The organism is Desulfobulbus propionicus DSM 2032, assembly GCF_000186885.1.
In the GTDB taxonomy this organism is placed as follows: Bacteria; Desulfobacterota; Desulfobulbia; order Desulfobulbales; family Desulfobulbaceae; genus Desulfobulbus; species Desulfobulbus propionicus.
Window position 1 is genome coordinate 3451772 of sequence record NC_014972.1, and the last position, 22183, is coordinate 3473954.

Here is a 22183-nt window from a genome sequence, read left to right on the forward strand (position 1 = left end):
TGAAAGAACGGCATAAAGATGGTATCGAACAACCCGCGAAACACTGTTTCAGTCTATTCCACCGAACACGGACGCCTGTGCCCCGAATGCAGCCGCCCGGTCGGCGCCTGCACTTGCGCGACCCGATCCTCGACCGTTCCCCGGGGCGATGGCATCGTCCGGGTGGGCCGCCAGACCAAGGGCCGCAAGGGAAGCGGCGTCACCACGGTCAGCGGATTACCGCTCGCCCCTGATCGCTTGCGCGACCTGGCCGGCCAATTGAAAAAAAAATGCGGCGCCGGTGGCGCCGTCAAAGACGGTGTGATCGAAATTCAGGGCGAACACCGCGACCTGTTGGTGGCGGAACTCACCCGCCTGGGCTACACCGTCAAACGTGCGGGAGGGTAATGCCCCGCGCGTCCTGTCTTGAAAACCGCCGCCCGATCGGGCTGTTCCCCTCGGAAAGCGGCATATCCATGTCCACGGACAGCTCTGGCCACGGCAACGCCGGACGGTCCGTCACAGTTTTTTCAACCCAGGAGATTCCACGATGCCCCAATCCTATCCGCAAGCCTTTGCCCGCAACTTCCTCGGCAATGCGCCCCTCTGGTACAAACTGACCATCCTGTTGTTTCTGGTGGCCAATCCCTTCCTGCTCAAGTTCTATGGACCGTTCATTGCCGGTTGGGTACTGATCGGCGAATTCATCTTCACCCTGGCCATGGCCCTGAAATGCTACCCCCTGCCAGCGGGCGGCCTGCTGGCAGCAGAGGCGGTGTTCATCGGCATGACCAAACCGGAAACCGTCTACCACGAGGCGCTCAATAACTTCGAGGTCATCCTGCTGTTGATCTTCATGGTGGCAGGCATCTATTTCATGAAGGATTTCCTCCGCTTCACCTTCACCCGCATCCTGGTCAAGGTACAGTCGAAGTACAAAATTTCCCTGCTGTTCTGTTTTGCCGGCGCCTTTCTTTCCGCCTTCCTCGACGCCCTCACCGTCACCGCGGTCATCATCGCCGTGGCCTACGGCTTCTACGACATCTATCACCGCTATGTGTCCGGCAAGGACGGCAGTGCCGGCGTCCATGACCTGACCAGCGACCTGGCTCTCAAGGAAACCGAACAGCAGGAACTCAAGCAGTTCCGGGGTTTTCTCCGCAACCTGATGATGCACGGCGCGGTGGGCACGGCGCTCGGCGGGGTCTGCACCCTGGTGGGCGAACCGCAGAACCTGCTGATCGGCAGCGAGATGGGCTGGCACTTCATGGATTTCTTCATCAAGGTCGCCCCGGTGTCCCTGCCGGTCCTGCTGGTGGGTTTGGCCACCTGCTACTATGTGGAAAAGAAAAAGTGGTTCACCTACGGTTTTGAACTGCCCGGCAACATCCGCTCTCATCTGCTGGAAACCGAAACCAAGATGGAGGCCAAACGCGGCTTCAAGGGCAAGCTGCAGCTGGCCTTCCAGGCCCTGGCCGGCATCTGGCTGATTATCGCCCTGGCCTTCCACCTGGCCGCCGTCGGCCTCATCGGCCTGTCGGTCATCGTCTTTCTCACCGCGCTCAACGGCATCACCGAGGAACATCAGATCGGCCGCGCCTTCGAGGAGGCGCTGCCCTTCACCGCCCTGCTGGTGGTGTTCTTCGCCATTGTTGCTGTCATCCATGACCAGCACCTGTTCGCGCCGGTGATCAACTACGTGCTCAGCCTCCAGGGGCATTCCCAGCTGGCCGCCTACTACATCGCCAACGGCCTGCTCTCGGCCATCTCCGACAACGTGTTCGTGGCCACGGTCTACATCTCGGAAACCAAGATGCACTTTGTCAACATGCTGGGCGCTCTTCCGGATATCGGCATGACCGGCGAACAGCTGATGGATAAGCTCACCGACCCGAACATCGCCCGCCAGGAAGTGCTGGCCGGTCTGCCCCAGGCGGCGGCCGAGCAGGCAGACGCCCTGATGCACCAGTTGGACAAGCTGGCGGTGGCCATCAACACCGGCACCAACATCCCCAGCGTCGCCACCCCCAACGGTCAGGCCGCCTTCCTCTTCCTCCTGACCTCGGCCCTGGCCCCGGTCATCCGCTTGTCCTACGGCCGCATGGTGCTGCTCGCCCTGCCCTACACCATCACCATGTCTCTCGCCGGCCTGCTGGCCACCTACCTGTTCCTGTAACAGCGGCACACACGGACACACAAGCCCTTGCCCACGCGGGCCAAGGGCTTGTGTGGGCCCATCGAAAAATCGTCCCGTTGCACAGTCCGCCGCGCCAGGAAGTCGACCCGCGACGGGCCAACAGGCGGCCAACTTCCCCGTTTCTTGGCCATCGCCAGTCGATCGAAACGGCGGGCTCCATTCCATTCTGGCAACAGACGCGACCGCCCTGCCCCGAAAACCGGAGGACGCCAGGGGCACTTGACTTCCCCCTGACCGGGGAGAGGTCGCACGATCTTGCTTGCCAGACAATGGCCTCCTGGGAATGGCCGATGAGCCCAACCTGGAGGATGCTGGGCGCCAGCGGATGAACCCTCCCGTTGGCCAACAAATTGAACGGTTCTTTTTTCATGCCTTGATTTTCTTTCAATCCTTATGCGATAATGGGCCACAGTAAGGCTCCCACCCATCCGCCAGATACGCGGTCATTCCTTTTAACAAGGCGAAAACAATGCGTTGCCCAAAATGCGGTTACATCTCCTTTGACCATCTGGAATCGTGCAAGAAATGCAAAAAATTTTTTGGCCCCTTGGCCACGGAACTGAACGGCACCATCCATGATGCTATCGCGCCTTCTTTTTTGAACTTTTCCACCGGTCCGTCTTCCCCTTCGTCTCCGCCGGTGGTGCAATCCCTTGAGATCGCCGGGGATGGGCAGGAAAAGGAACCGCAACAGCCGCTGCGAGAAGGGATAGATACCGAGTTTATTCTTGGGGATGAACCGATCGTCCCGCAACAGCAAGACATCTTCCTCACCGACACCAGGCAGGAACTAACGGTGGACTTGGATGATTTCGAGGAGGTGTCCCCGGTCGCCGAATATACACTCGATCTGGACAAGGAATCCAAAGACATCGAGGATGCATTGCCGACCTTGGATTTTGGCGATCTCGACATTTCCGACTTGGCTCCTCCAGCCAAACGTCCTGCTGAGGCTGCACCCGACGAGGAAGCGTTGGTTCTCACCACCGAAACCGTGGCAGCCTCTTCCGCGCCTCCCGTTTCGCCCCAAGACGACTTGCCCCGAAAATCATCAGGGCTCGAAGACCTGCATTTCAATGGGCTTGACCTGGAAGCGCCGGCCAAGATCGTAAGCGGCAGCGCGGCCGGAAAACGCTATCTGCCGTCAGTGAAGACCGGAACCGCTCTTGATAATTTTGACATCGATCTGGGCGATCTTTTCGGGGAAAAGAAAAAATAAAAAAAGATTGACAACAGCCCTGTTTTTTTATTAAAAGACTGATTCTGTAAGTGCGTGCGCCGAGATAGCTCAGTCGGTAGAGCAACGGACTGAAAATCCGTGTGTCCCTGGTTCAAATCCTGGTCTCGGCACCAAAAATTCAAGAGGTTAGGCTCACACAGCCTAACCTCTTTTTTTTTCGGGTTATACCAGCGCAGGTTTGAACCGAAAAATATGCCCGTGGGGCATAAAAGCTCCACCCGCCGATCCACCTATTGGACGCCGTTACAGCTAACGGTGGTTTGATTGCCGCTTATCCCTTTCCCCGCTTCCGTTCTTCTTGTTCAGCCTGCTCTTTGCACCTGTCTTTTTCCCCCGATTCCGGATCCCCCGTTGTTCGCCACTCGAACCATCCTCCCCCCGTGCCGCTTGAACATCTCCGAAGGGAAAAAATTGCCCAAGGCGGCCATCAGTCCAAGGGAAGCGGCTGCTTCTCGCCATTGAGCATCACGCGAGCAAGCGTTTCCTTTAATTTCGCAAACCGGTACGGTTTTTCGAGGAACGCCTGCGGCATGTCGTCGTGGTCCCCTTCCATGACCTGCGACTCGCTGTAGCCGCTGGCCAGGATGACCGGCAGCTCGGGAGACCGGCGCCGCAGGGCGGCCAGGGTTTCCCAGCCGTTCATCCGCGGCATGATCACATCACACAGGACAACGGTGATCTGGCCCGCATGACGCTCGAACATGTCCACCGCCTGCTCCCCATTTTCCGCCTCCAGCACGGTGTAGCCAAACGACTGGAGCATGCGGGCGACCAGCCTGCGCGATACCGGTTCGTCATCGACGATGAGAATCGTTCCGCTGCCCACCGCCTCCGGAAGCGGAAGTTCCGGCAGGGGCGCTGTCGGGGTCGCCGCCGTATCCACGGGCAGGAACACGCGAAACGTGCTGCCCTGGGCGGGACCACTCTCCACGGCCACCACCCCTTTGTGCGCGCGGGCAATACCGAGCACGACCGCCAATCCCATACCCCGGCCGGTGAACTTGCTGGTAAAAAATGGATCAAAAAGGCGGTCGATATCCGCTTCCACAATGCCCGAACCGGTGTCTGTTACCTCAATGCAGGCGTATGGCTGAGCCGGCGGCTGACAATCGATGGGGTAGCGATGCCTGGCCGGTATCGCGGCTTCGGTCACCGTTTTAATGGTCAGTGTCACCACCCCGCGGTCGTTGGCGCAGGCTTCCCACGCGTTGGTGATCAGATTGACGAGAAGCTGTTGGATCTGATTTTCCACGGCCTTGATCATTGGCCCCGATTGCGGCGCGTTCAGACGGAATTCCATGCTGCTGGGCATGCCAGCCAGCAGCATGGGCTGAGAGTTTCGGCATGTCCTGGCCAGGTCCAGCTGTTCATAGGTGCCGGGGGTCTGGCCAAGATAGGTCAGCAGCAGCTTGCTGACCGCCGAGGCCTTGCCCGCGGCGCGAAGGGCTGTATGCACGTAGGTCCTGATTTCCTCGTACCGCGCCGGGTCGTCCAGCCCGCCGAGGGTCATTTCCAGGCTCATCATCACCGCTTGCAACTGATTGTTGAAATGATGCGCGATCGCACCGGCCATCCGGCCCAGGCTTTCCGATTTCTGCAGCTGCCGGTTTTGCGCTTCCAGCCGTTCCCGTTCCGCCTCGGCCCGTTGGCGTTCGGTGACGTCATAAATGATGGCGAAGTTGATCAGCTGGTCTTGAAAGCAGATCGGCGCGGCATGGACATCGACGGTCCGAACGATGCCGTCTGCCAGACGATGATTGACGGTGAAGTTAGACAGAGTCCGATCCTGGATCTGCTGGCGCACGGCGGCCGTCTCTTCGCGCGACTGGCAGTTGATCTGGTCGATGGTCATCGTTCGCAGGGTGTCCCGCGCATAGCCGTAAAACGCGGCGGCGGCCTTGTTGGCGTCCAAAATGCGGCCGCTGTCCGGATCAATGAGGAGCATGATGGCGCTGTGCTGCTCGAACATCAACCGGAAGCGGGCCTCACTGGTCTGCAACGCCTGCTCCATCTTTTTTCGGCCGGTGATGTCAAACAGGGATAGAACCAGGCCGATGACCTCGCCACGCTCATTCTTGACCGGCGAGAGTGCCCAGTCCCACCAGGTCAGGCCCCGTTCGGGCTGATCCGGATACTCGAAGGGCTTATCCCGCGCCTCGAAGGCTTCACCGGTTTCTCGGACCTGTTTGAAAATGGCCTCGTTCTCGGCATCCGGATAGAGGTCGAAATGGTTCTTACCGATCATTTCTTGCGGAGGATATCCGCAGGACGCGGCAAACGCCACGTTGACGCGGACAAACTTGAAATCGCGATCGAGATACGCCAGGTGCGAATTCCTTGTCCCGTCCATGACCGACTGCAACAGGTTGCGTTCCCGAAGCAGCGCCTCCTCGGCACGCCGCCGTTCCGTGATATCCTGGGCAAGCGAGGCCGCGCCGATGAAATTGCCCCGACCGTCCACCAGCGGCGTGTTGCTCCACTCGCACTCGATGATCCTGCCATCCTTGGTGAGGTTTTGGTTGGTGCTCCGTTGACCGCCGCTCTCGGACCGTACTTTTTGGAACACGGTTTTTACCTGCTCCCGGGCGCTGTCGGGAATGATGAAGGAAGCATCGCGGCCGAACGCCTCCTCGGCGGTGTAGCCGAAAATTTCCTCGGCCGAATGGTTCCAGGCGGTCACCCTGAAGGATTCATCCCATTCGATCACCGCAAGCGGCGTCTGCTGCACATGCAGGGCGAGTTTCTGCTGCGCCGCCACCCGCCGCGCCATCTGCTCGGCGATAACCTGGGCTTGCCGGCGGGCCCGCCCTTGCATGAACACCAGGGTACTCAGCAAACAGCTCAGGAGGACGCCGCCAAACAGCATGAACAACGACTTTTCATGACTGAACTCGGCGTCGAATGAGGGCCGGGACGTGAAAAGGAAATGCCAGCTGGCCCCATAGGCCTCGATTGTCCGGGCGACGGAAAACCTTGGTGCGTAATCTGCGGGGGTCATGCGCTCCCTGGTCTGCCTGCTGCTGAACAACAGACGCTCCGGTTGGGCGCTCTGACCGGAATAGAGGTCGAAATCCACCTCGGCCGGCATGTTGACGAGCGCGGCCCGGACGAAATCGTGCATGCGGATCGGGCTGTAGACGAACCCGCGCAACGCGGCCTGGCGTTGCGCGACCGTCTCGGTCGGCATGCCCCGTCGGTACGAGGGCAGGTACATCAGTATGCCACCTTGGGAATTCGCCTCGCCGGCTTCCTGGACCAGGACAATCTTGCCGCTGATACTGGTCTTGCCCGTGTTGCGCGCCCGCTCCATGGCTGCCCGCCGGACCGGCTCGGAATACATGTCGTAACCAAAGGCGCGCCGGTTCAATTCGTTGAAGGGCTCCAGCCAGACAATGGCGGTGTAGACCGGCCGTTCGCCTTCCGGCGTGATGGTATATCCGGGAAATCCCTCGGCCTGGATGGCCTGGATGTGCGTCGTTCTCTGTTCGGGGGCAATCCAGGCGGCGTAGCCAAAGCCGAGAATGCCGGGATTATGGATATCCGGCTGAAGTGACGAGGCGTACAGGTGCCATTGTTCCCGGGTCAAGGCCTCGCCGTGAACGCTGAACAGGGCATTGCCGCCAAGGAGCACATTTTCATTGTCTTTCAGGCGGCTGAGGAGCCGGCCGGTGATTTCTTCGATCTGGCCGCCGAAGCTGAATTCCGCGCGGTCTCGTGCCCCCTGCTCCACGAGGTGCCAGAGGAGCATTGTGGCGACGAGCGAAACGATCAGCACCACAAGGGGGACCACCAGCACGGATATCGCGGCAAAGGGAGCGCTTTTTTTGGCGGGGGCTACAGGATCTTGCATGAACAAGGTCTCCATGACGAGAAGTTCATTCGACCAGCGCTCGCCCGCTGCAGAATGAAAGGGAGTCATGACATGAGAGGGGCGGCAGGGGATGGGACATGGGCTTGGCGCCGGTCAGGAACACGCTCGCGGCAGCCCTGCACCGCGCGCTGGACTCGGGGACCGTCTCCCCGGCGGCGAACAGGCCCCCCTTTTGCCGCCACAGCGCTTACCGTTGGCCCCTTCGGTCATGCCACTGCACAATGACGATGGCCGGCAGAATGACCGCCACCCCCATCGCCGCCTGCATGGACGGGATTTGGCGGTACAGCAGCCACTCGATCAGCACGATCAACGGCGGATAGAAATAGGAGTAGGCGCTGACCCGGGTCGGCCCAAGGTACAGCGTCGCCCACTGGTTGATGAAAAAGGTGATGATGGTGGTGAAGATGGATAAATAGGCGATTCCCCCCCATACGCCTGCGGGAATGGCTTCCCAGGGGACGAGGGGAAGCTTGTCGAGGGTAAAGAGCAGGAGCCAGGCACTGCCGGTGGCGAGAATCCAGAAAGTCATCACCGCCATGGACTCGCCGCGATAGAGCAATTTCACCAACGGCATGTAAAGTCCCATCAGCAGACAGCCGCAGAAAAAAAGCAGGTCGCCGCGGTTGAGCTGGAGGCGCGCCATCCGCTCGAAATCGCCCTCGAAAATGACCCACAGCGCACCGATCATGGCCAGGGCCAAGGCCGCCAGGCGATAGCCTCCCAGCCGTTCGCGCAGGAGTATCCAGCCGTACAATCCGGAAATGCCAGGCACGGTGGTGAAAATAACCCCGGTGTTCAGCGGTGTGGTGATGCGCAAGGAAAGAAACATCAACCAAAAAAATCCGACCAGGGTCCCGCTGATGAGACTGTAGCGCAACAGATCGGCAGGGCGTGGACGGGACCAACCGAAGGTGCGGCCGACATAGGGGGCAAAGAGCAGCGTCGCCAGGATAAAGCGGATCAGGGTCAAGACCACCGGATCCATGAACGGCGTGATCAATTTGCCCACGATAAACGAGGTGGACACGAGAAAGGCCGAAAGAGCCATGCCGCCATGCAGCAACCAAAGCGACGGGGGAATGCTTGAATACCTGTTTGATCGCATGAGAAAAGAAAAAGTGGACAGCGCCGAGGGGGGCATCCAGGGCGCGTGCATGATGGAAGCCAGGGGGACGGTCGCGAACGGCAGGGAACAAGACCCCTCGCGCGGCCTCTTCACCGGACAGGAGGAGAAGGGCGGTTCTCGATCGGCGTCCTGGCAAGGATTCTGGTGACCTCCCGCGAGACGCTTTCAGCGCTGAACGGCTTGGCGACAAAGCCGGCCAAACCCATTTGCTCATAATTGTCCGCAGTTACCTGTTCACTATAGCCGGTACAAAGAATCACCGGAATATCCTCGCGTATTTTTTTCAGTGCGGTGGCCAGTTCCAGGCCGGTCATTCCCGGCATCCCCATGTCGGTGAGAACCAGATCGAACAGCCCTTTTCGCGACAGGAAAAGCCGATAGGCCTCTTCGCTCGAACGACAGGATGTCACCGTATACCCGAGATGGCTGAGCACCTGTTCCAGATAAAAGGCGATAGGCTGTTCATCGTCCACCACCAGGATGTGCCCTTCCCGCGGCGGGCTGGCCGTTTCATTCTGCTCGGCCCGGTTGTCCTCTTCCTGGGCCGCTTCCGGAAGAAAAACGGTAAAACAGCTTCCTTTTCCGGGGATCGACTCCACCGTCACCGCCCCGCGATGGTCATTGACGATGCCATGGACCACCGACAGGCCCAACCCCGTGCCTTCGTGCAACTTTTTCGTGGTGAAGTAGGGTTCGAAAATCCGCTGAAGATATTCCGGCGGAATGCCAACACCCGTGTCCTCGACCTGGAGGCAGACATAGGATCCATGTTGCAGATTGCCGATCTCGACCCCTTCTTTGGGCGAAAGCGTTCTGGTGTACAACCGGACATGAATCGCCCCGCCCTTTCCTTCCAGGGCCTGATAGGCATTGGTACAGAGATTCATGATGACCTGGTGCATCTGGGTGGGGTCAGCTTTCACATAGGCATTCGGGGCAATGTCGGAGATGAGTTCAATATTCGCCGGTAAGCTGGCGCGCAACAGCTTGAGCACTTCCTTGACAATAAGGCCGAGTTGCAGACTCGATACATTTTTCTCCCCCTGCCTGCTGAACTGAAGGATCTGGTCGACCAGTTGTCCGGCCCGTTCCGAAGCCTTGACGATTTCTCCCAAATTCTTGTACAACAGCGAATCGGATGGGCACTGCCCCTGCGACAGCTCCGCATACCCCAGAATGGCCGTCAAAATATTGTTGAAATCATGCGCCACCCCGCCGGCCAATGTCCCGATGGCCTGCATTTTTTGCGACTGCCTGATCTGATTTTCCAGAATCAAGTGCTGGGTAATATCGCGCTTGACCGCGACATAGTTGATGATATGGCCATTGTTGTCCCGCACCGGAGTAATGGTGGCTTCCTCCTTGTACAAGGCGCCATTTTTTTTCTTGTTGGTGAAGGTCCCGCGCCAAACGTGCCCCTTCGCAATTTCCGCCCACATCAGCTTGTATTGATACGGCGGCGTTTCGCCACTCTGCAGCAATCGCGGGTTTTTCCCTAACACCTCCGGGTACGAGTAGCCGCTGACTTCCTCGAAGGCGGGATTCACATATTGGATATTGCCAAAGATATCGGTGATAATTACAGACTCGGCCGCCTGCTCGACAGCGGTTGCCAGCAACCGCCGTCCTTCTTCCATTTTAAAACGATTGCTCATATTATAAAACATTACCTGAGCAACCTTCCTAGTGCCGATCAAAGCGGTGTCAATTTGTATCTGTACCGGAATCTTTTCATTATCCTTGTTCTTTATAAAGAAATTGAGAATATCGTCGCAAGGTTCTTCATTTATTTTTTTATTGAAAAATTCAATGTAGTTATCTCTTTCCTTCCCGTCATAAAAATCGCCATGATGCGTGCCGACAATGCCCCCGTGGACGAATTTGAAAAAATCAAGGGCGTGATTGTTTGCCTCCAAAATAATCCCGCTGAATGAATCAACTATGATGATAGGCTCATTTATTGACTGTAGTAATAAATAGTATTTTTCAATGAATTCTGTTGAAATTTTTTCAAAATTCTTTCTTGATGTTATATTTTCAATCAAGACCAATGCATAATAATCTTGTTTCTCTCCAAATATATCAATCTTGACATTGAAAAATAATTCATTTTTATTAACATCCAATACATTATAATCATGATACGTATTCTTTCTTCCGCAAAGAAAGTTAGATATTATATTGTCACAAATTTTATTATATAAAACATTAAATACATACGATCTCCCTTCGAGTATCGAAGATCTTTTTCCATCTGCGAATAAATCAACAACGGATTGATTCAACGAATATATTTTTATAAATGATGCGCTATTTTTCTTTAAAAAAAGTTCCGCAGATAGATACTGATCTATGTCGGCAATGTCCGATTGTTCAATTTCTTTGCATTTTATTCCGATATCAGTCACATTTAATAACAGCATCGGAACGCTCGAATTTAAAAAGCCTGCCCGATACCATGGGGGCACGCTGCCCATTCTCCCTTGCGCTTGGTTGATCATCATACTAGCACTTCACTGTTTATGGAAAAATGGGTTCGATCAGAGGCTCTTGCGTAGACAATACAGGGCCCTTCATTCACATTGAACGCTTTCCTTCATCCCGCCGATACCTTGCGGCACATTCGATTCTCACATCATGCACGACGACGAACAGAAAGGCCCGGCAGCCGTTCAACCTGGAAAATTATATGTGGTGGCGACCCCCATTGGCAACTTGGGCGACCTGAGCCATCGAGCCATCGAAACCCTGGCCTCGGTTGATTGTATAGCCTGCGAAGATACAAGACGCACAAAAAATCTCTGCCGCTATCTCGATATTGCTCCGCGCCTGATCAGCTACTACCGCGAAAAAGAGCAGGAAAAGGCGGCGCTGCTGGTCGAATTGCTGCAAGCGGGGAAGAACATCGGGCTTGTTTCCGATGCCGGGACGCCCGCCATCTCGGACCCCGGAGGTATCCTGGTGCGCAAGGCACGGCAAGCGGGCATCCACGTCGTTCCGATAGCCGGGCCTTGCGCCGTAACGACCGCCTTGTCCGTTGCCGGCCTTTCCCCGACGCCGTTCTTTTTTGGCGGCTTCCTCCCCGCAAAAAAAAGCGAACGGCAGAACATGCTGCGTCGTCTTGCTTCACTGCCGTGCACACTGGTCTTTTATGAATCGCCCCACCGGATATCCGACACCCTGGCCGACATGGTCCACTGCCTTGGCGACCGCCCTGCCCAGCTCTTTCGCGAACTGACCAAAATATACGAAGAATGCCTGGAAGACACGCTTGCAAACCTGTGCGATCGCCTGCGAGGCGGGATCAAGGGGGAATTGGTCCTGATCATTCAAGGCGCCCCGGATACCGCCGCCGACCCCGCGGCGAACCTTGAGGAACTGTTGATCTGGTATCGCGATGAACAGCAATCGAGCCTCAAAACCGCGGTCAACGCGATTGCCGCCGACCTGGGGATTCCCCGGTCTCTCGTCTACAAAAAAGCGCTTTCCCTCTGGGGAGATGGCTGACAACCCACCCCCCCCGGGCCGCTGGCGGAGGCATGCATTCCTGGGTTGCCTCCGGCGACACGCCAGCGGCCGAGCGGCTCATCGCCTCCTTTTGCCATTGACACGGTTTTTTTTCATATACATTGTACTGTTGCGAATCATTCAACCATCTGTTTGCTCGTCTTGGAGCACCACCATTGCAAGGAGGTCATGCATGGGAATGAAAGAAGAGTTTGACAATCTCGTCGAGAAATTAAAAACCGAACGGGACAAAATAGCGCTGAAAGCTCACCTTGGCTCGATGGAGGTCCGGGACGAGATTGAAGGGGCGGAAAAGGTTTGGGACCAGTTGAAAGGCAAGGCTGCGGAAATAGCTGACGATGCGGTGGAAACTTCCGAGGAATATATCGCCAAGGCCAAAATCGTCGGCGACGAATTGAAGGAAACCTACAAGCGTATTTCGCAGCGTCTTTCCGAATAAGCCAACGGCTTGCCGGGGACAGGGACAAGACTGTCCACCCTTGCCGTTCACTTCGAGGGCTTGCTTTCCCGGCGGCCATGTATTTCGGGGCTGTTTTTCTTTCGCCATGCTTTGCGGCCAGCCGCGGCGGCTGGAAGAAAAACAGCCTCTGCCATCACTTGGCCCGGGGAGACAGCCGCTGCCCCAACCCGCCCTGACCGAATCAGCCGCAAAGACTGCCGTTGCCCGCGCATGTGGCGCACTTTCTCTCTGCCCGGCCGTTCTTCCTCCCCCATGAATGCACGAACAATTGAGCTTTTGGCTCCGGCAAAAAATGTTTCCTGCGGCATCGCCGCGATCGACCACGGGGCCGATGCCGTCTATATCGGCGGCCCCCTTTTTGGTGCTCGGGCAGCCGCCGCCAACAGCCTGGTCGACATAGAACGGCTGGTGGCCTATGCCCATCAGTTCCGGGCAAGGGTCTATGTCGCCCTGAACACCCTTTTGGAGGACGATGAACTTGATGTCGCGGTGCGGCTGATCCACCAGCTGTACTCGATTGGGGTCGATGCCCTGATCATCCAGGACGTCGGGCTGCTGGAGGCAGATCTGCCCCCCATTCCGCTCCACAGTTCAACGCAAATGAACAACCGGACGGTCGAGAAGGTACGGTTTTGGGAAGAGATGGGGTTTACCCAGGTGGTGCTGGCCCGGGAACTCAGTCTCGCCCAAATACGGCAGATCCGGGACGCCACCACGGTACCTCTCGAATTTTTCGTACATGGGGCACTGTGCGTCTCCTACAGCGGCCAGTGCTACATCAGCGAGGTGATGGCCGGTCGCAGCGCCAACAGAGGGCAATGCGCCCAGTTCTGCCGGCACGCCTTTGACTTGGTTGACGGGCAGGGAACCGTGCTGGTCAAGGACCGCCATCTGCTCAGCCTCAAGGATCTGGATCTGTCCAACCACCTTGGCGCCCTGATCGATGCCGGGATCTCTTCTTTTAAAATCGAGGGCCGTCTGAAGGACGTGTCGTATGTGAAGAATGTCACCGCCGCCTATCGCCTGGCCCTTGACGCGATCATCGATACGAGGAACGATCTGTTGCGGGCCTCGTCGGGCCGATGCCAATTTCGCTTTACCCCCGACCCCGCACGATCGTTCAGCCGGGGCGCCACCACGTACTTTGTTCACCGGCGAGACAAGGCGATGGCGGAAATCCGCACGCCCAAATCCATCGGCAAGCGGATCGGACGGGTCAGCACTGTGGATGCCCGCAGCTTCACACTCGCGGGCGATGAAGCCGTGCACAACGGTGACGGCCTCTGTTTTTTTGACCGCGACAATACCCTGGTGGGCGTGCGGGTCAACCGTGTCGAGGGACGCACGATCTTTCCCAAGGATGGTGTCGCCCGCTTGCGCTTGTCGCCGGGGACGGAGATCTTTCGCAATTTCGACATTCAGTTCAACAGGGTGCTCGAACAGAGCACCCTTTGCCGCCAGCTGGCCGTGCGTATGCGCCTGGCTGAACACGCTGAGGGCGTACAGTTGACGATCACCGATGAAGACGAAATCGCATCGACCACGACGATCGAGACGGACAAAGAGACGGCGATCAAGGGGGAGACGATCTCGTCGGTGGCCGTGCGGCAGCTGAAGAAAAGCGGCGGCACGGTTTTTACGGTTTCCGATGTCAGCCTCGACCTGTCTCCTGGACGGTTCCTCCCGGCCTCGGTGCTCAACGCCTTGCGGCGAAAGGCCTTTGCCCGGCATCTCGAAATTCGGCGCGCGTCGTATCCCAGGCAAGAGAAAATCCGCCCCCGCAACGATGCGCCGTGGGTCGCCGCCACAGTGGCATACACCGACAATATCACCAACCGGAACGCCGCGATTTTTTTCCTGCATCACGGTGTCCGGCAGCTCCATCCGGAGTTGCTCCGGGCCGGCAATGTTCCGGAATGCGCCTTGATGACCACGAAGTACTGCATCAGATTCCAGCTGGGTCTTTGCAGTGGCGCGAAGATACAAAAGGGGCGCATCGCCGAGCCGTTGTTTCTCACCGACAAGACCGGAACCTATGAACTGTGTTTTGATTGCTCCCGATGTGAAATGGCTGTTCGCAACATCGAACACCATCAACAATGAGCCCTTCTCTTGATGCAACCAGCAACCGCTCGTTTTTTTTCACCCTTCGGGTCGGCTTAAAGCAAGTATGAGGTGGCAAGGAATGGATCTGGTGCAAGTGTTCAGCAATTCTGGCGACTTGGCTGGCAACAACAGGCGCCTGCACTTTTGCCCCCAGTGCGGCCAGCGACTGCATCAAAAAACACTGGCGAAATTTGAACGGCAACGATGTGACCGATGCGCCTTTGTTCATTACCTCAATCCACATCCAGGCATCACCATCATCATTCGATCGCGTGAAGGGAAGGTGTTGATCGGCAGACGGTCCGAACGATCACGATATGGGGGCCGATGGTGCCTGCCTGGAGGATATATCGAATACGAGGAGTCTTTCATCGACACCGCCCACCGCGAGGTTGCCGAAGAGACAGGGTTGAAAATACGTATCGACGGCATTGTCAATGTGGTGTCCAACCATCTTGACGACCTGCATCACACCCTTGTTGTCGTGCTAACGGGACAACAATCGGGTGGAATCCTGCGACCTGGAGACGACCTCACCGCGCTGCGGTGGATAGACGGCGAACAGCATAAGGAAATAGGCTATGCCTTCGAAGCGGACAGAAGCATCGTTGACTGCTACTTTGCTGGAAATATCAAAATATTGCCGATTGATCCAGGGGCAGAACAGAGACTCGCCTAAGAACAGGCGACTCCCTCTTTGCTTGAGGAAAGAGATAAAGCCTGTCTAGCAAAAAATATTGGGAAAAGAACCGATGGCGGGCGTGCCGATATTATCTGACTGCCGACCCGGGCAAGGCAAAGAGCCCCCCTCCCCCGCACCATGGGAGCGGGCGACGGCAACATGTTCTGTCACCGCCGTTCATGCTCGGCGAAAAACCAGACAGGCGTTGGTGCCGCCGAAACCGTAGCTGTTGCTCATCACCGTGCTGAGGGAGGCGTCGCGGGAGGTTTCGACAATGTTGTGGCCTACCGCATCGGGGTCCATTTCTTCGATGTTGGCCGAGCCGCAGATGAAACCGTGGTTCAGCATCAAGAGGCTGTAGATGGCTTCGTGCACGCCGGCCGCACCCAGGCTGTGGCCGGACAGGGACTTGGTCGAGCTGATCGGCGGGCTGTCCGGCCCGAACACCTCGCGGATGGCCCGCAGCTCGACGATGTCGCCGATGGGCGTGGAGGTGCCGTGGGCGTTGATGTAGTCGATCGGCCCCTGGGCGGTGTTCAAGGCCAGACGGATGCAGCGCACCGCGCCCTCGCCCGAGGGCTGGACCATTTCCGAGCCGTCGGCGGTGGCCCCGTAGCCGACCAGCTCGCCGTAGATGTTCGCTCCCCGTCTTTTTGCCCGTTCATACTCTTCCAGCACCACGATACCGGCGCCGTTGGCGACCACAAAACCATCGCGGTTGCGGTCATAGGGTCGCGAGGCCCGTTCGGGGGTGTCGTTGTACCGGGTGGACAGGGCACCCATGGCGTCGAACATGGCAGTCTGGGTCCAGTGCTCCTCGTCGGAGCCGCCGGCAAAAACCAGATCCTGCTTGCCCATCTGGATCTGTTCCATGGCCGCGCCGATGCAGTGGGAGCCGGTGGCGCAGGCCGAGGAGATCGAATAACATAGCCCCATGATGCGATGGGTGCTGGTCAGGCAGGCGGAAACCGTGCTGCTCATGGTGCGCGGCACCATGAAGGGACTGAGCCGTTTCAGTCCCTTGTCGCGCATGGTATCGGCCGTGGCGACCACGTTCTCCGCCGAGGTGCCGCCAGAACCGATGATCAGTCCGGTGCGCGGATGGGACACCTCGTCTTCGGCCAGTCCAGCATCGGCGATGGCCTGCGAAAGCGCGATCGAGGCATAGGCGGCGGCATTGCCCATGAAGCGCAGGTTCTTCTTGTCGATATGTTCCTTGACATCCACCGAGGTAAAACCGCCGATCTGGGCCCGTAGCCCGATCTCCCGGTACGGTTCGTGGTAGCGGATGCCGGACCGTCCCTCGCGCAGGGAGGCCAGCGCCTCGGCGGTGGAGTCGCCCAAGGACGAGACAATGCCCATGCCGGTGATCACAACTCGTCGCATTCGCTTCTCCGTGCTTAGGCTTCCCGATGGACGGCCAAGGGGCCGCAGCTCTGGCAGACCGGCATGACCTCGACCGTGCAGATGTTGACATGCGGCGGCACGCTGGTCACCCAGTGGACGATCTCGGCGATATCGACCGGGGTCAGTGGCTGGGTGCCCTTGTAGACCGCGTCGGCCTTGTCCTTGTCGCCGTGAAAGCGGACGATGGAAAACTCGCTCTCGGCCAGGCCGGGTTCGATGTTGGTCACCCGGATCTTGGTATGGATCAGGTCGGTGAGCAGGTTGCGGGAGAACTGTTTGACAAAGGCCTTGGTCGCGCCGTAGACGTTGCCGCCCGGATAGGGGTAGTTGCCGGCGATCGAACCCATGTTGATGATGTGTCCCTGGTTGCGCGCCACCATGGCCGGCAGCAGGCAGCGGGTCAGGTAGCACAGCCCCTTGATGTTGGTGTCGATCATGGTTTCCCAGTCGTCGAGGCTGGCCTCGTGCGCCCCCTCCAGACCGAGCGCCAGGCCGGCATTGTTGACCAGGACATCGATGTCGCGAAACCCCTCGGGCAGGTTGCTGGCCATGGTCTTGACCGCCGCGAGGTCGCGGACATCGAGCTGCACCGCATGCACGGGCACCCCGTGCAACTGGTCCGTCAGTTCTTGCAGTCGATCGACGCGGCGGCCGGTGACAATCAGCCGCCATCCTTCCCGGGCAAAGCGCTCGGCGCAAGCCTTGCCAAAACCGGAGGTTGCGCCGGTAATACAAATGGTTTTTTGCATGATCTTTCTCCTTTCGTGTCCGCTAAGGGAAACAGGTTTGCCTGCAAAAAACAACATTTTTCCAAAAGAGCCTGGAATTCCTCATGGTTGTGTTTATAGTCCAACCATTGCACCGTGAACAGCAATCGTTATCGACTCAACCAGTTGCCCCCCAAAGGAGAACACCATGCTGAAAAAAAAGATGCTCAAGGCACTCAATGACCAGATCAACGCGGAAATGTTTTCATCGTACCTCTACTTGTCCATGGAGTCCTACTTCCAGTCGATCAGCCTGAATGGCTTTGCCGCTTGGATGCGGGCCCAGGTGCAGGAGGAGCTGATGCACGGGATGAAATTCTACGATTTCGTGTGCGAGCGCGGCGGCAGGGTGACCTTGGAGGCCATTGCCAAACCGGAATCCACCTGGGCCTCGCCCCTGGCCGCCTTCGAGGCCATCCAGAAGCATGAAGAACATGTGACCAGCCTGATCAATGATCTGGTCGATCTGGCGATCAGCGAGAAGGATCACGCCACCAACAACTTTCTCCAGTGGTTCGTGTCCGAGCAGGTGGAGGAAGAGGCCAGTGTCGGCGCCATAGTCGACAGACTGCGGATGATTCAGGACACCCCCTCCGGGCTGTTCATGATGGATGCGGAGCTGGGCAAGCGGGTCTTCACCATGCCGCAGCCGGCCGCTGAGTAAGGCCCGGAGTCCGACGTGGGCAGCCGCGCGATCAAAGCCAGGGTCTTGGAGCTGCTGCGAGGCCAGGATCTTGGCCCCATGCGACACGAGTTGGCCCTGCTTCCGCCCAAGGATGCGGTCAACGCCTTGTTCCCCCTGATCTGCCGGGAAGAGCCCAGCCTGCGCTGGCGGGCGATCACCTGCATGGGCGAGGCAGTGGCCCGCCTGGCGGAAATCGAGATGGAAGAGGCTCGAATCGTGATGCGCCGCTTCCTCTGGAGCCTCAACGACGAATCAGGCGGTATCGGCTGGGGCGTTCCCGAGGCCCTGGCCGAAAGCATGTGCCATCATCCGGTGCTGGCCAAGGAATACGCGCACATGCTGATTTCCTACATGCGGGAGGACGGTGAGGAGATCTGCCAGGACGGCAACTACATCGAGCATCCGCTGCTGCAGCGGGGGGTGCTGTGGGGCATGGCCCGGCTGAGCGGTTGTCGGCCCGAACTTCTGCGCGAAAAAGGCGCAGGAGCCGACATTCCGCCCTATCTGCACACCAAGGATGCAGAAACCAGGGCATCGGCCATAGTGGCTTGCGGCAACCTCTACCTGACGGCCACCGAGGCGACCCTGCGGCAGCTGGCCTTGGACTCGGCCCCGGTGACCCTGTACGGGGAGGGGAAATTCCAGACGACCACCGTCGGCGAGTTGGCGCAGGCGGCGCTGGAGAGGATGAACGAATGACCGCGCCATCGCTTTTTCCTGCGGTGGCCTGCGTGCAGTTCCCGATCGCCTTGGCCGCAGTGGAGCGCAACATCGCCCAGGCCGAACAGCTGATCGACCGCTACGGGCCCGCCCCGGGCGCCCTGGTGCTCCTGCCCGAAATGTGGGCCACCGGGTTCGATTATCCACGGACCGCGCAACTGGGACAGCGCACCCCGGAGGCCCTGGAGGCCATGGAGCGGATGGCGGCCCGTCATCAGGTCTATGTCGCCGGTTCCCTCACCGAACTGGACACAAACGGCGGCCGGCCGTACAACACCCTGTTTGTGGCCGGGCCGCGGGGTGTGGTGGGCAAATTGTCGAAGCAGCACCTCTTTGCCTTCTGGCAGGAGGATCGTTTTTACCAGGGCGGCGAGGCCGCGCCGTTGCTACGCACCGCCCACGGCCCCCTGGCCGGGCTGATCTGCTATGATCTCCGCTTCCCCGACGTCGCCCGAAGCCAGGTGTTTGCCGGCGGCCAGCTCCTGGCGGTGTCGGCGGAATGGCCGCTCAGCCGTCTTGACCACTGGCAGGCCCTGCTGCGGGCCCGGGCCATCGAAAATCAGGTCTATGTGGCGGCGGCCAACGGTTGCGGCTGCACCGGCGGCATGGAGATGGCCGGTCACTCGATGATCATCGGCCCGGACGGCGCGGTGCTCAAGGCCGCCGCTACCGAGGCCACGGTGATCGGCTGTGCCCTGGCTCCCGGAACGGTCGACGAACAGCGGCGCCGCTTCTTTCCCGCGGGCGATCGCCCCTGGGTGCGTCCCGACCGGGACAAAATCCGCGCCCTGGAACCCCTGCTGGCCGAACTGGCGCTGATCCGCCGTCACGGCAGCCGCATCGCCTTTACCAACGGCTGCTTCGACATCCTCCATGCCGGCCATGTCAGCTATCTGGAGCACGCCCGCCGTACCGCCGACTGCCTGGTGGTTGGATTGAACACCGACAGCTCGGTACGGATGCTCAAGGGACCGGGCCGGCCCATGAATCACGAGGCCGACAGGGCCCGGGTGCTGGCGGCATTGGGCTGTGTTGATTTCGTGGTCCTGTTTGCCGAGGAAACGCCGATCGACCTGATCACGGCCATTCTGCCCGAGGTGCTGGTCAAGGGCGCGGATTACGCCGAAGACCAGATCGTCGGCGCGGCCGAGGTCAAGGACGCCGGCGGCCGAGTGGTGCGCATTCCCTTTGAGCACAATCGCTCAACCACCGGCCTGATTGAAAAAATCAGAACATCATCCTGACCCGTTCCCGGCCGATTTCATCAACAACAGAGGAAAATATATGACAACTTTGCGGATTAACGGCATGAAATGCCAGCACTGCGCGGCAACCGCCAAAAAAGTCTTGGAAGAACTGGGCGCCAGCGAGGTGACCATCGATCTCGACAAGGGCGAAGCCCGCTTTGCAGGGAGCCTTGACGCGGCCGTGGTGCGACGCGCCATCGCCGCCAAGGGGTTTACCGTGGTCGATTGATCTCTCCACCAACCAACGCCTAGCACGAGCAGGCTGGCGGCCGGCCGGCCCCCTGCCCGGCAACGATCCGGTCAGTGGACCGTTTCCATTTCGTCGGTCACAAGAAAATGTCCGGCCGCCCTGTGGTTGTTGCAATAACGGATGGTGACACCTTCCAACTCCGACGTGCCGTCCAGGGGCTTCGATGGTGCGGGGTCATCCAGACAGAACAGGACGGTCACCCGCAGCTCCTGCTGCACGATCACCGACTTGAACACCTGCAGCAACGAACGCAGGCGGGACATCGAAGCCCAATGATCGAATTCGGCCCGCCGCAGATCAAGGACCATTTCACGATAGCTCTGGCCGTAGGTCTCGAGGATCGCGTACTGAATGAGCGGATGCACCGCGTGGGCATCGATCCGACCACTGACCTCGATGGTGATGTGGTGTCGCTTGCGATCGATATGGTTGCTGATATGCATGGTGCATTCCCTCCCCGCCCGGATGGCTGCTCGTTTTGGAAACGATTCGGCTTCACGGCCGCCCTCTTCGGCCTCTCTTTGCCCCCACTCTAATGCAGGCCAGCACGACCGTACAGTAAGGATGCGGTAAATGTTGCTGCCGGGTCAGGCGCATTGGGGAACAAGCCGATGGAGGACAAAGGACAAGCGCGCCAATACGGCCCTTTTGCAGAATGTATCCACTGCCGGCACATCTTGTTGACCACCCAAGAAGGCAATGTTATGGTGGCAAATTCGATAACTTGGCGGTTCTGGAGCACTTCCCGGGCCGCTTTTCTTGTGCTGGGGGCATGGAATGAAAATCAAACCGTTTCTTGTGAGTATCGCGGTGATCGTGGTGGTGGTCGGTGCGCTGGCAGGGACCAAGGTGCTGCAGATCACCACCCTAATCAACAAGGGGAAAACAACCGTGGTGCCGCCCGAAGTGGTGACCACCTGCGCGGTCAAGGAGCAGAACTGGGAGTCGCTGGTGACCGCGGTCGGCTCACTGGAGGCGGTCCAGGGCGTGACCATCACCGCCGAGGTCACCGGCAAGGTGACGGTCATTGCCTTTGAACCGGGGACGCACGTCAAGGCCGGTGAACTGCTGGTCCAGCAGGACATCGGTACGGAAACCGCGCAGCTGCGCGCGGCCGAGGCGGCGGTGGCCCTGGCCAAGGTGACCTTGGATCGCTCCCGGAAGATGCTGGCCACCAAAACCGTGCCCGAGGCCAACTATGACAACGCCGAGGCGCAGTACAAGCAGGCCCTGGCACAGGCCGACGCCATCCGCGCCACCATCGCCAAGAAGACCATCCGCGCCCCCTTTAGCGGCCTGCTGGGCATTCGCCAGGTGAACATCGGCCAAATCATCAAGGAAGGCGAGCCCATCGTCTCCCTGCAATCGCTCGACCCGATCTTTGTCAACTTCCTGGTGCCCCAGCAGCAGCTGCCCCTGATCCGAACCGGCTATCCGGTTCGGCTGACATCGGACGGACTGCCTGACGGGCAGACGATCAACGGTGCCATCACCGCCATCAATCCGGATGTCGATGCCAGCAGCCGCAATATCCGGGTCCAGGCCACCCTCGGCAACCAGGGCGAGCTCCTCCGGCCGGGGATGTTCGCCAACGTGGCGGTGGTCCTGCCCAAGAAGAGTCCGGTGCTGACCGTGCCGACCACGGCCGTGCTCTATGCGCCCTATTCCGATTCGGTGTTCATCGTCGAGGAAACCAAGGCCGAGAGCGGTGGCAAGGCTGGCCTGGTGGCGCGTCAGCAGTTTGTCCGCCTTGGAGAAAAACGCGGCGATTTCGTGGCCGTGACCTCCGGGCTCAAGCCCGAGCAGACCGTGGTCAGCACCGGGGTGTTCAAGCTGCGTAACGGCCAGGGCGTGGTCGTCGACAATACCCTGGCCCCGGAATTCAACCTGGCGCCCCAGCCCAAGGACAGCTGAG

18 protein-coding genes and 1 tRNA gene are annotated in these 22183 nt (G+C 58.9%); 13 read left to right on the plus strand and 6 right to left on the minus strand.

Annotation, left to right across the window (positions count from 1 at the left end; translation table 11 throughout):
• Positions 1-18 precede the first annotated feature (18 nt).
• From DESPR_RS15025 to DESPR_RS15045, 4 genes are all read left to right on the plus strand, one after another.
• Positions 19-387 carry a translation initiation factor Sui1 gene (locus DESPR_RS15025; protein ID WP_015725655.1) on the plus strand — a complete coding sequence of 123 codons (369 nt, stop codon included), beginning with the start codon at positions 19-21 and terminating at the stop codon, positions 385-387.
• Positions 388-529: 142 nt separating this feature from the next.
• Entirely contained in the window at positions 530-2155 is a 1626-nt protein-coding gene (nhaB, locus tag DESPR_RS15030) for a sodium/proton antiporter NhaB (RefSeq protein ID WP_015725656.1), read from the plus strand.
• Positions 2156-2723: 568 nt separating this feature from the next.
• Positions 2724-3395 (plus strand): hypothetical protein, encoded by a 672-nt coding sequence (locus DESPR_RS15040; protein ID WP_169701645.1) that lies wholly within the window; start codon positions 2724-2726, stop codon positions 3393-3395.
• A gap of 58 nt (positions 3396-3453) precedes the next feature.
• Positions 3454-3529, plus strand: a tRNA-Phe gene (locus DESPR_RS15045).
• 314 nt (positions 3530-3843) lie between these two features.
• Here the strand turns inward: DESPR_RS15045 and DESPR_RS17535 are convergent.
• The 3 genes from DESPR_RS17535 to DESPR_RS18075 all read right to left on the minus strand — a co-directional run bounded on the left by DESPR_RS17535 (position 3844) and on the right by DESPR_RS18075 (position 10920).
• Positions 3844-7266, minus strand: a complete 3423-nt coding sequence (locus DESPR_RS17535) for a CHASE domain-containing protein (protein ID WP_015725658.1) — start codon at positions 7264-7266, stop codon at positions 3844-3846.
• A gap of 208 nt (positions 7267-7474) precedes the next feature.
• Entirely contained in the window at positions 7475-8338 is an 864-nt protein-coding gene (locus DESPR_RS15055) for a DMT family transporter (RefSeq protein WP_015725659.1), read from the minus strand.
• 167 nt (positions 8339-8505) lie between these two features.
• On the minus strand, positions 8506-10920 hold the full coding sequence (locus DESPR_RS18075) for a hybrid sensor histidine kinase/response regulator (RefSeq protein ID WP_081458057.1): 2415 nt from the start codon (positions 10918-10920) through the stop codon (positions 8506-8508).
• Between the two features lie 133 nt (positions 10921-11053).
• On the opposite strand from DESPR_RS18075, the gene rsmI reads away from it, so the two are divergent.
• The 4 genes from rsmI to DESPR_RS15080 all read left to right on the plus strand — a co-directional run bounded on the left by rsmI (position 11054) and on the right by DESPR_RS15080 (position 15189).
• Positions 11054-11923 (plus strand): 16S rRNA (cytidine(1402)-2'-O)-methyltransferase, encoded by an 870-nt coding sequence (rsmI, locus tag DESPR_RS15065; protein WP_015725661.1) that lies wholly within the window; start codon positions 11054-11056, stop codon positions 11921-11923.
• A 193-nt stretch (positions 11924-12116) separates the two neighbouring features.
• Positions 12117-12383, plus strand: a complete 267-nt coding sequence (locus DESPR_RS15070) for a hypothetical protein (protein ID WP_015725662.1) — start codon at positions 12117-12119, stop codon at positions 12381-12383.
• 273 nt (positions 12384-12656) lie between these two features.
• Complete coding sequence (locus DESPR_RS15075) at positions 12657-14507, plus strand: peptidase U32 family protein (protein ID WP_015725663.1); 1851 nt, start codon at positions 12657-12659, stop codon at positions 14505-14507.
• An 82-nt stretch (positions 14508-14589) separates the two neighbouring features.
• The gene (locus tag DESPR_RS15080; RefSeq protein WP_015725664.1) at positions 14590-15189 is read left to right on the plus strand and encodes an NUDIX hydrolase; all 600 of its coding nucleotides are present in this window, start codon (positions 14590-14592) and stop codon (positions 15187-15189) included.
• Positions 15190-15369: 180 nt separating this feature from the next.
• Here DESPR_RS15080 and fabB read toward each other — a convergent pair whose 3' ends face one another.
• Together fabB and DESPR_RS15090 are read right to left on the minus strand one after the other, a co-directional pair.
• Entirely contained in the window at positions 15370-16578 is a 1209-nt protein-coding gene (fabB, locus tag DESPR_RS15085; RefSeq protein ID WP_015725665.1) for a beta-ketoacyl-ACP synthase I, read from the minus strand.
• 14 nt (positions 16579-16592) lie between these two features.
• Positions 16593-17348 (minus strand): SDR family oxidoreductase, encoded by a 756-nt coding sequence (locus DESPR_RS15090; protein ID WP_015725666.1) that lies wholly within the window; start codon positions 17346-17348, stop codon positions 16593-16595.
• A 166-nt stretch (positions 17349-17514) separates the two neighbouring features.
• On the opposite strand from DESPR_RS15090, the gene DESPR_RS15095 reads away from it, so the two are divergent.
• Genes DESPR_RS15095 through DESPR_RS18080 form a run of 4 tightly spaced genes read left to right on the plus strand, consistent with a single transcriptional unit; the run spans position 17515 to position 20247 of the window.
• Positions 17515-18030: a ferritin gene (locus DESPR_RS15095; RefSeq protein ID WP_015725667.1), complete on the plus strand. Its 516-nt coding sequence runs from the start codon at positions 17515-17517 to the stop codon at positions 18028-18030.
• Positions 18031-18045: 15 nt separating this feature from the next.
• Entirely contained in the window at positions 18046-18750 is a 705-nt protein-coding gene (locus DESPR_RS15100; protein ID WP_015725668.1) for a DVU0298 family protein, read from the plus strand.
• Positions 18747-20015, plus strand: a complete 1269-nt coding sequence (rfaE2, locus tag DESPR_RS19100; protein WP_015725669.1) for a D-glycero-beta-D-manno-heptose 1-phosphate adenylyltransferase — start codon at positions 18747-18749, stop codon at positions 20013-20015. The genes DESPR_RS15100 and rfaE2 overlap by 4 nt, the downstream gene beginning before the upstream one ends.
• Positions 20016-20055: 40 nt before the next feature.
• Positions 20056-20247: a heavy-metal-associated domain-containing protein gene (locus DESPR_RS18080; protein WP_015725670.1), complete on the plus strand. Its 192-nt coding sequence runs from the start codon at positions 20056-20058 to the stop codon at positions 20245-20247.
• Between the two features lie 71 nt (positions 20248-20318).
• Here DESPR_RS18080 and DESPR_RS15115 read toward each other — a convergent pair whose 3' ends face one another.
• Positions 20319-20711: a hypothetical protein gene (locus DESPR_RS15115; RefSeq protein ID WP_015725671.1), complete on the minus strand. Its 393-nt coding sequence runs from the start codon at positions 20709-20711 to the stop codon at positions 20319-20321.
• Positions 20712-21045: 334 nt separating this feature from the next.
• On the opposite strand from DESPR_RS15115, the gene DESPR_RS15120 reads away from it, so the two are divergent.
• Entirely contained in the window at positions 21046-22182 is a 1137-nt protein-coding gene (locus tag DESPR_RS15120; RefSeq protein ID WP_015725672.1) for an efflux RND transporter periplasmic adaptor subunit, read from the plus strand.
• The last annotated feature ends 1 nt before the right edge of the window (position 22183 follow it).

Excerpts from the sequence above, each read along its gene's own strand:
- DESPR_RS15025 (WP_015725655.1), top strand. The coding sequence starts at position 19 with ATGGTATCGAACAACCCGCGAAACACTGTTTCAGTCTATTCCACCGAA.
- nhaB (WP_015725656.1), top strand. The coding sequence starts at position 530 with ATGCCCCAATCCTATCCGCAAGCCTTTGCCCGCAACTTCCTCGGCAAT.
- DESPR_RS17535 (WP_015725658.1), bottom strand. The coding sequence starts at position 7,266 with ATGCAAGATCCTGTAGCCCCCGCCAAAAAAAGCGCTCCCTTTGCCGCG.
- DESPR_RS15055 (WP_015725659.1), bottom strand. The coding sequence starts at position 8,338 with ATGGCTCTTTCGGCCTTTCTCGTGTCCACCTCGTTTATCGTGGGCAAA.
- DESPR_RS18075 (WP_081458057.1), bottom strand. The coding sequence starts at position 10,920 with ATGATGATCAACCAAGCGCAAGGGAGAATGGGCAGCGTGCCCCCATGG.
- rsmI (WP_015725661.1), top strand. The coding sequence starts at position 11,054 with ATGCACGACGACGAACAGAAAGGCCCGGCAGCCGTTCAACCTGGAAAA.
- DESPR_RS15070 (WP_015725662.1), top strand. The coding sequence starts at position 12,117 with ATGGGAATGAAAGAAGAGTTTGACAATCTCGTCGAGAAATTAAAAACC.
- DESPR_RS15075 (WP_015725663.1), top strand. The coding sequence starts at position 12,657 with ATGAATGCACGAACAATTGAGCTTTTGGCTCCGGCAAAAAATGTTTCC.
- DESPR_RS15080 (WP_015725664.1), top strand. The coding sequence starts at position 14,590 with ATGGATCTGGTGCAAGTGTTCAGCAATTCTGGCGACTTGGCTGGCAAC.
- fabB (WP_015725665.1), bottom strand. The coding sequence starts at position 16,578 with ATGCGACGAGTTGTGATCACCGGCATGGGCATTGTCTCGTCCTTGGGC.
- DESPR_RS15090 (WP_015725666.1), bottom strand. The coding sequence starts at position 17,348 with ATGCAAAAAACCATTTGTATTACCGGCGCAACCTCCGGTTTTGGCAAG.
- DESPR_RS15095 (WP_015725667.1), top strand. The coding sequence starts at position 17,515 with ATGCTGAAAAAAAAGATGCTCAAGGCACTCAATGACCAGATCAACGCG.
- rfaE2 (WP_015725669.1), top strand. The coding sequence starts at position 18,747 with ATGACCGCGCCATCGCTTTTTCCTGCGGTGGCCTGCGTGCAGTTCCCG.
- DESPR_RS18080 (WP_015725670.1), top strand. The coding sequence starts at position 20,056 with ATGACAACTTTGCGGATTAACGGCATGAAATGCCAGCACTGCGCGGCA.
- DESPR_RS15115 (WP_015725671.1), bottom strand. The coding sequence starts at position 20,711 with ATGCATATCAGCAACCATATCGATCGCAAGCGACACCACATCACCATC.
- DESPR_RS15120 (WP_015725672.1), top strand. The coding sequence starts at position 21,046 with ATGAAAATCAAACCGTTTCTTGTGAGTATCGCGGTGATCGTGGTGGTG.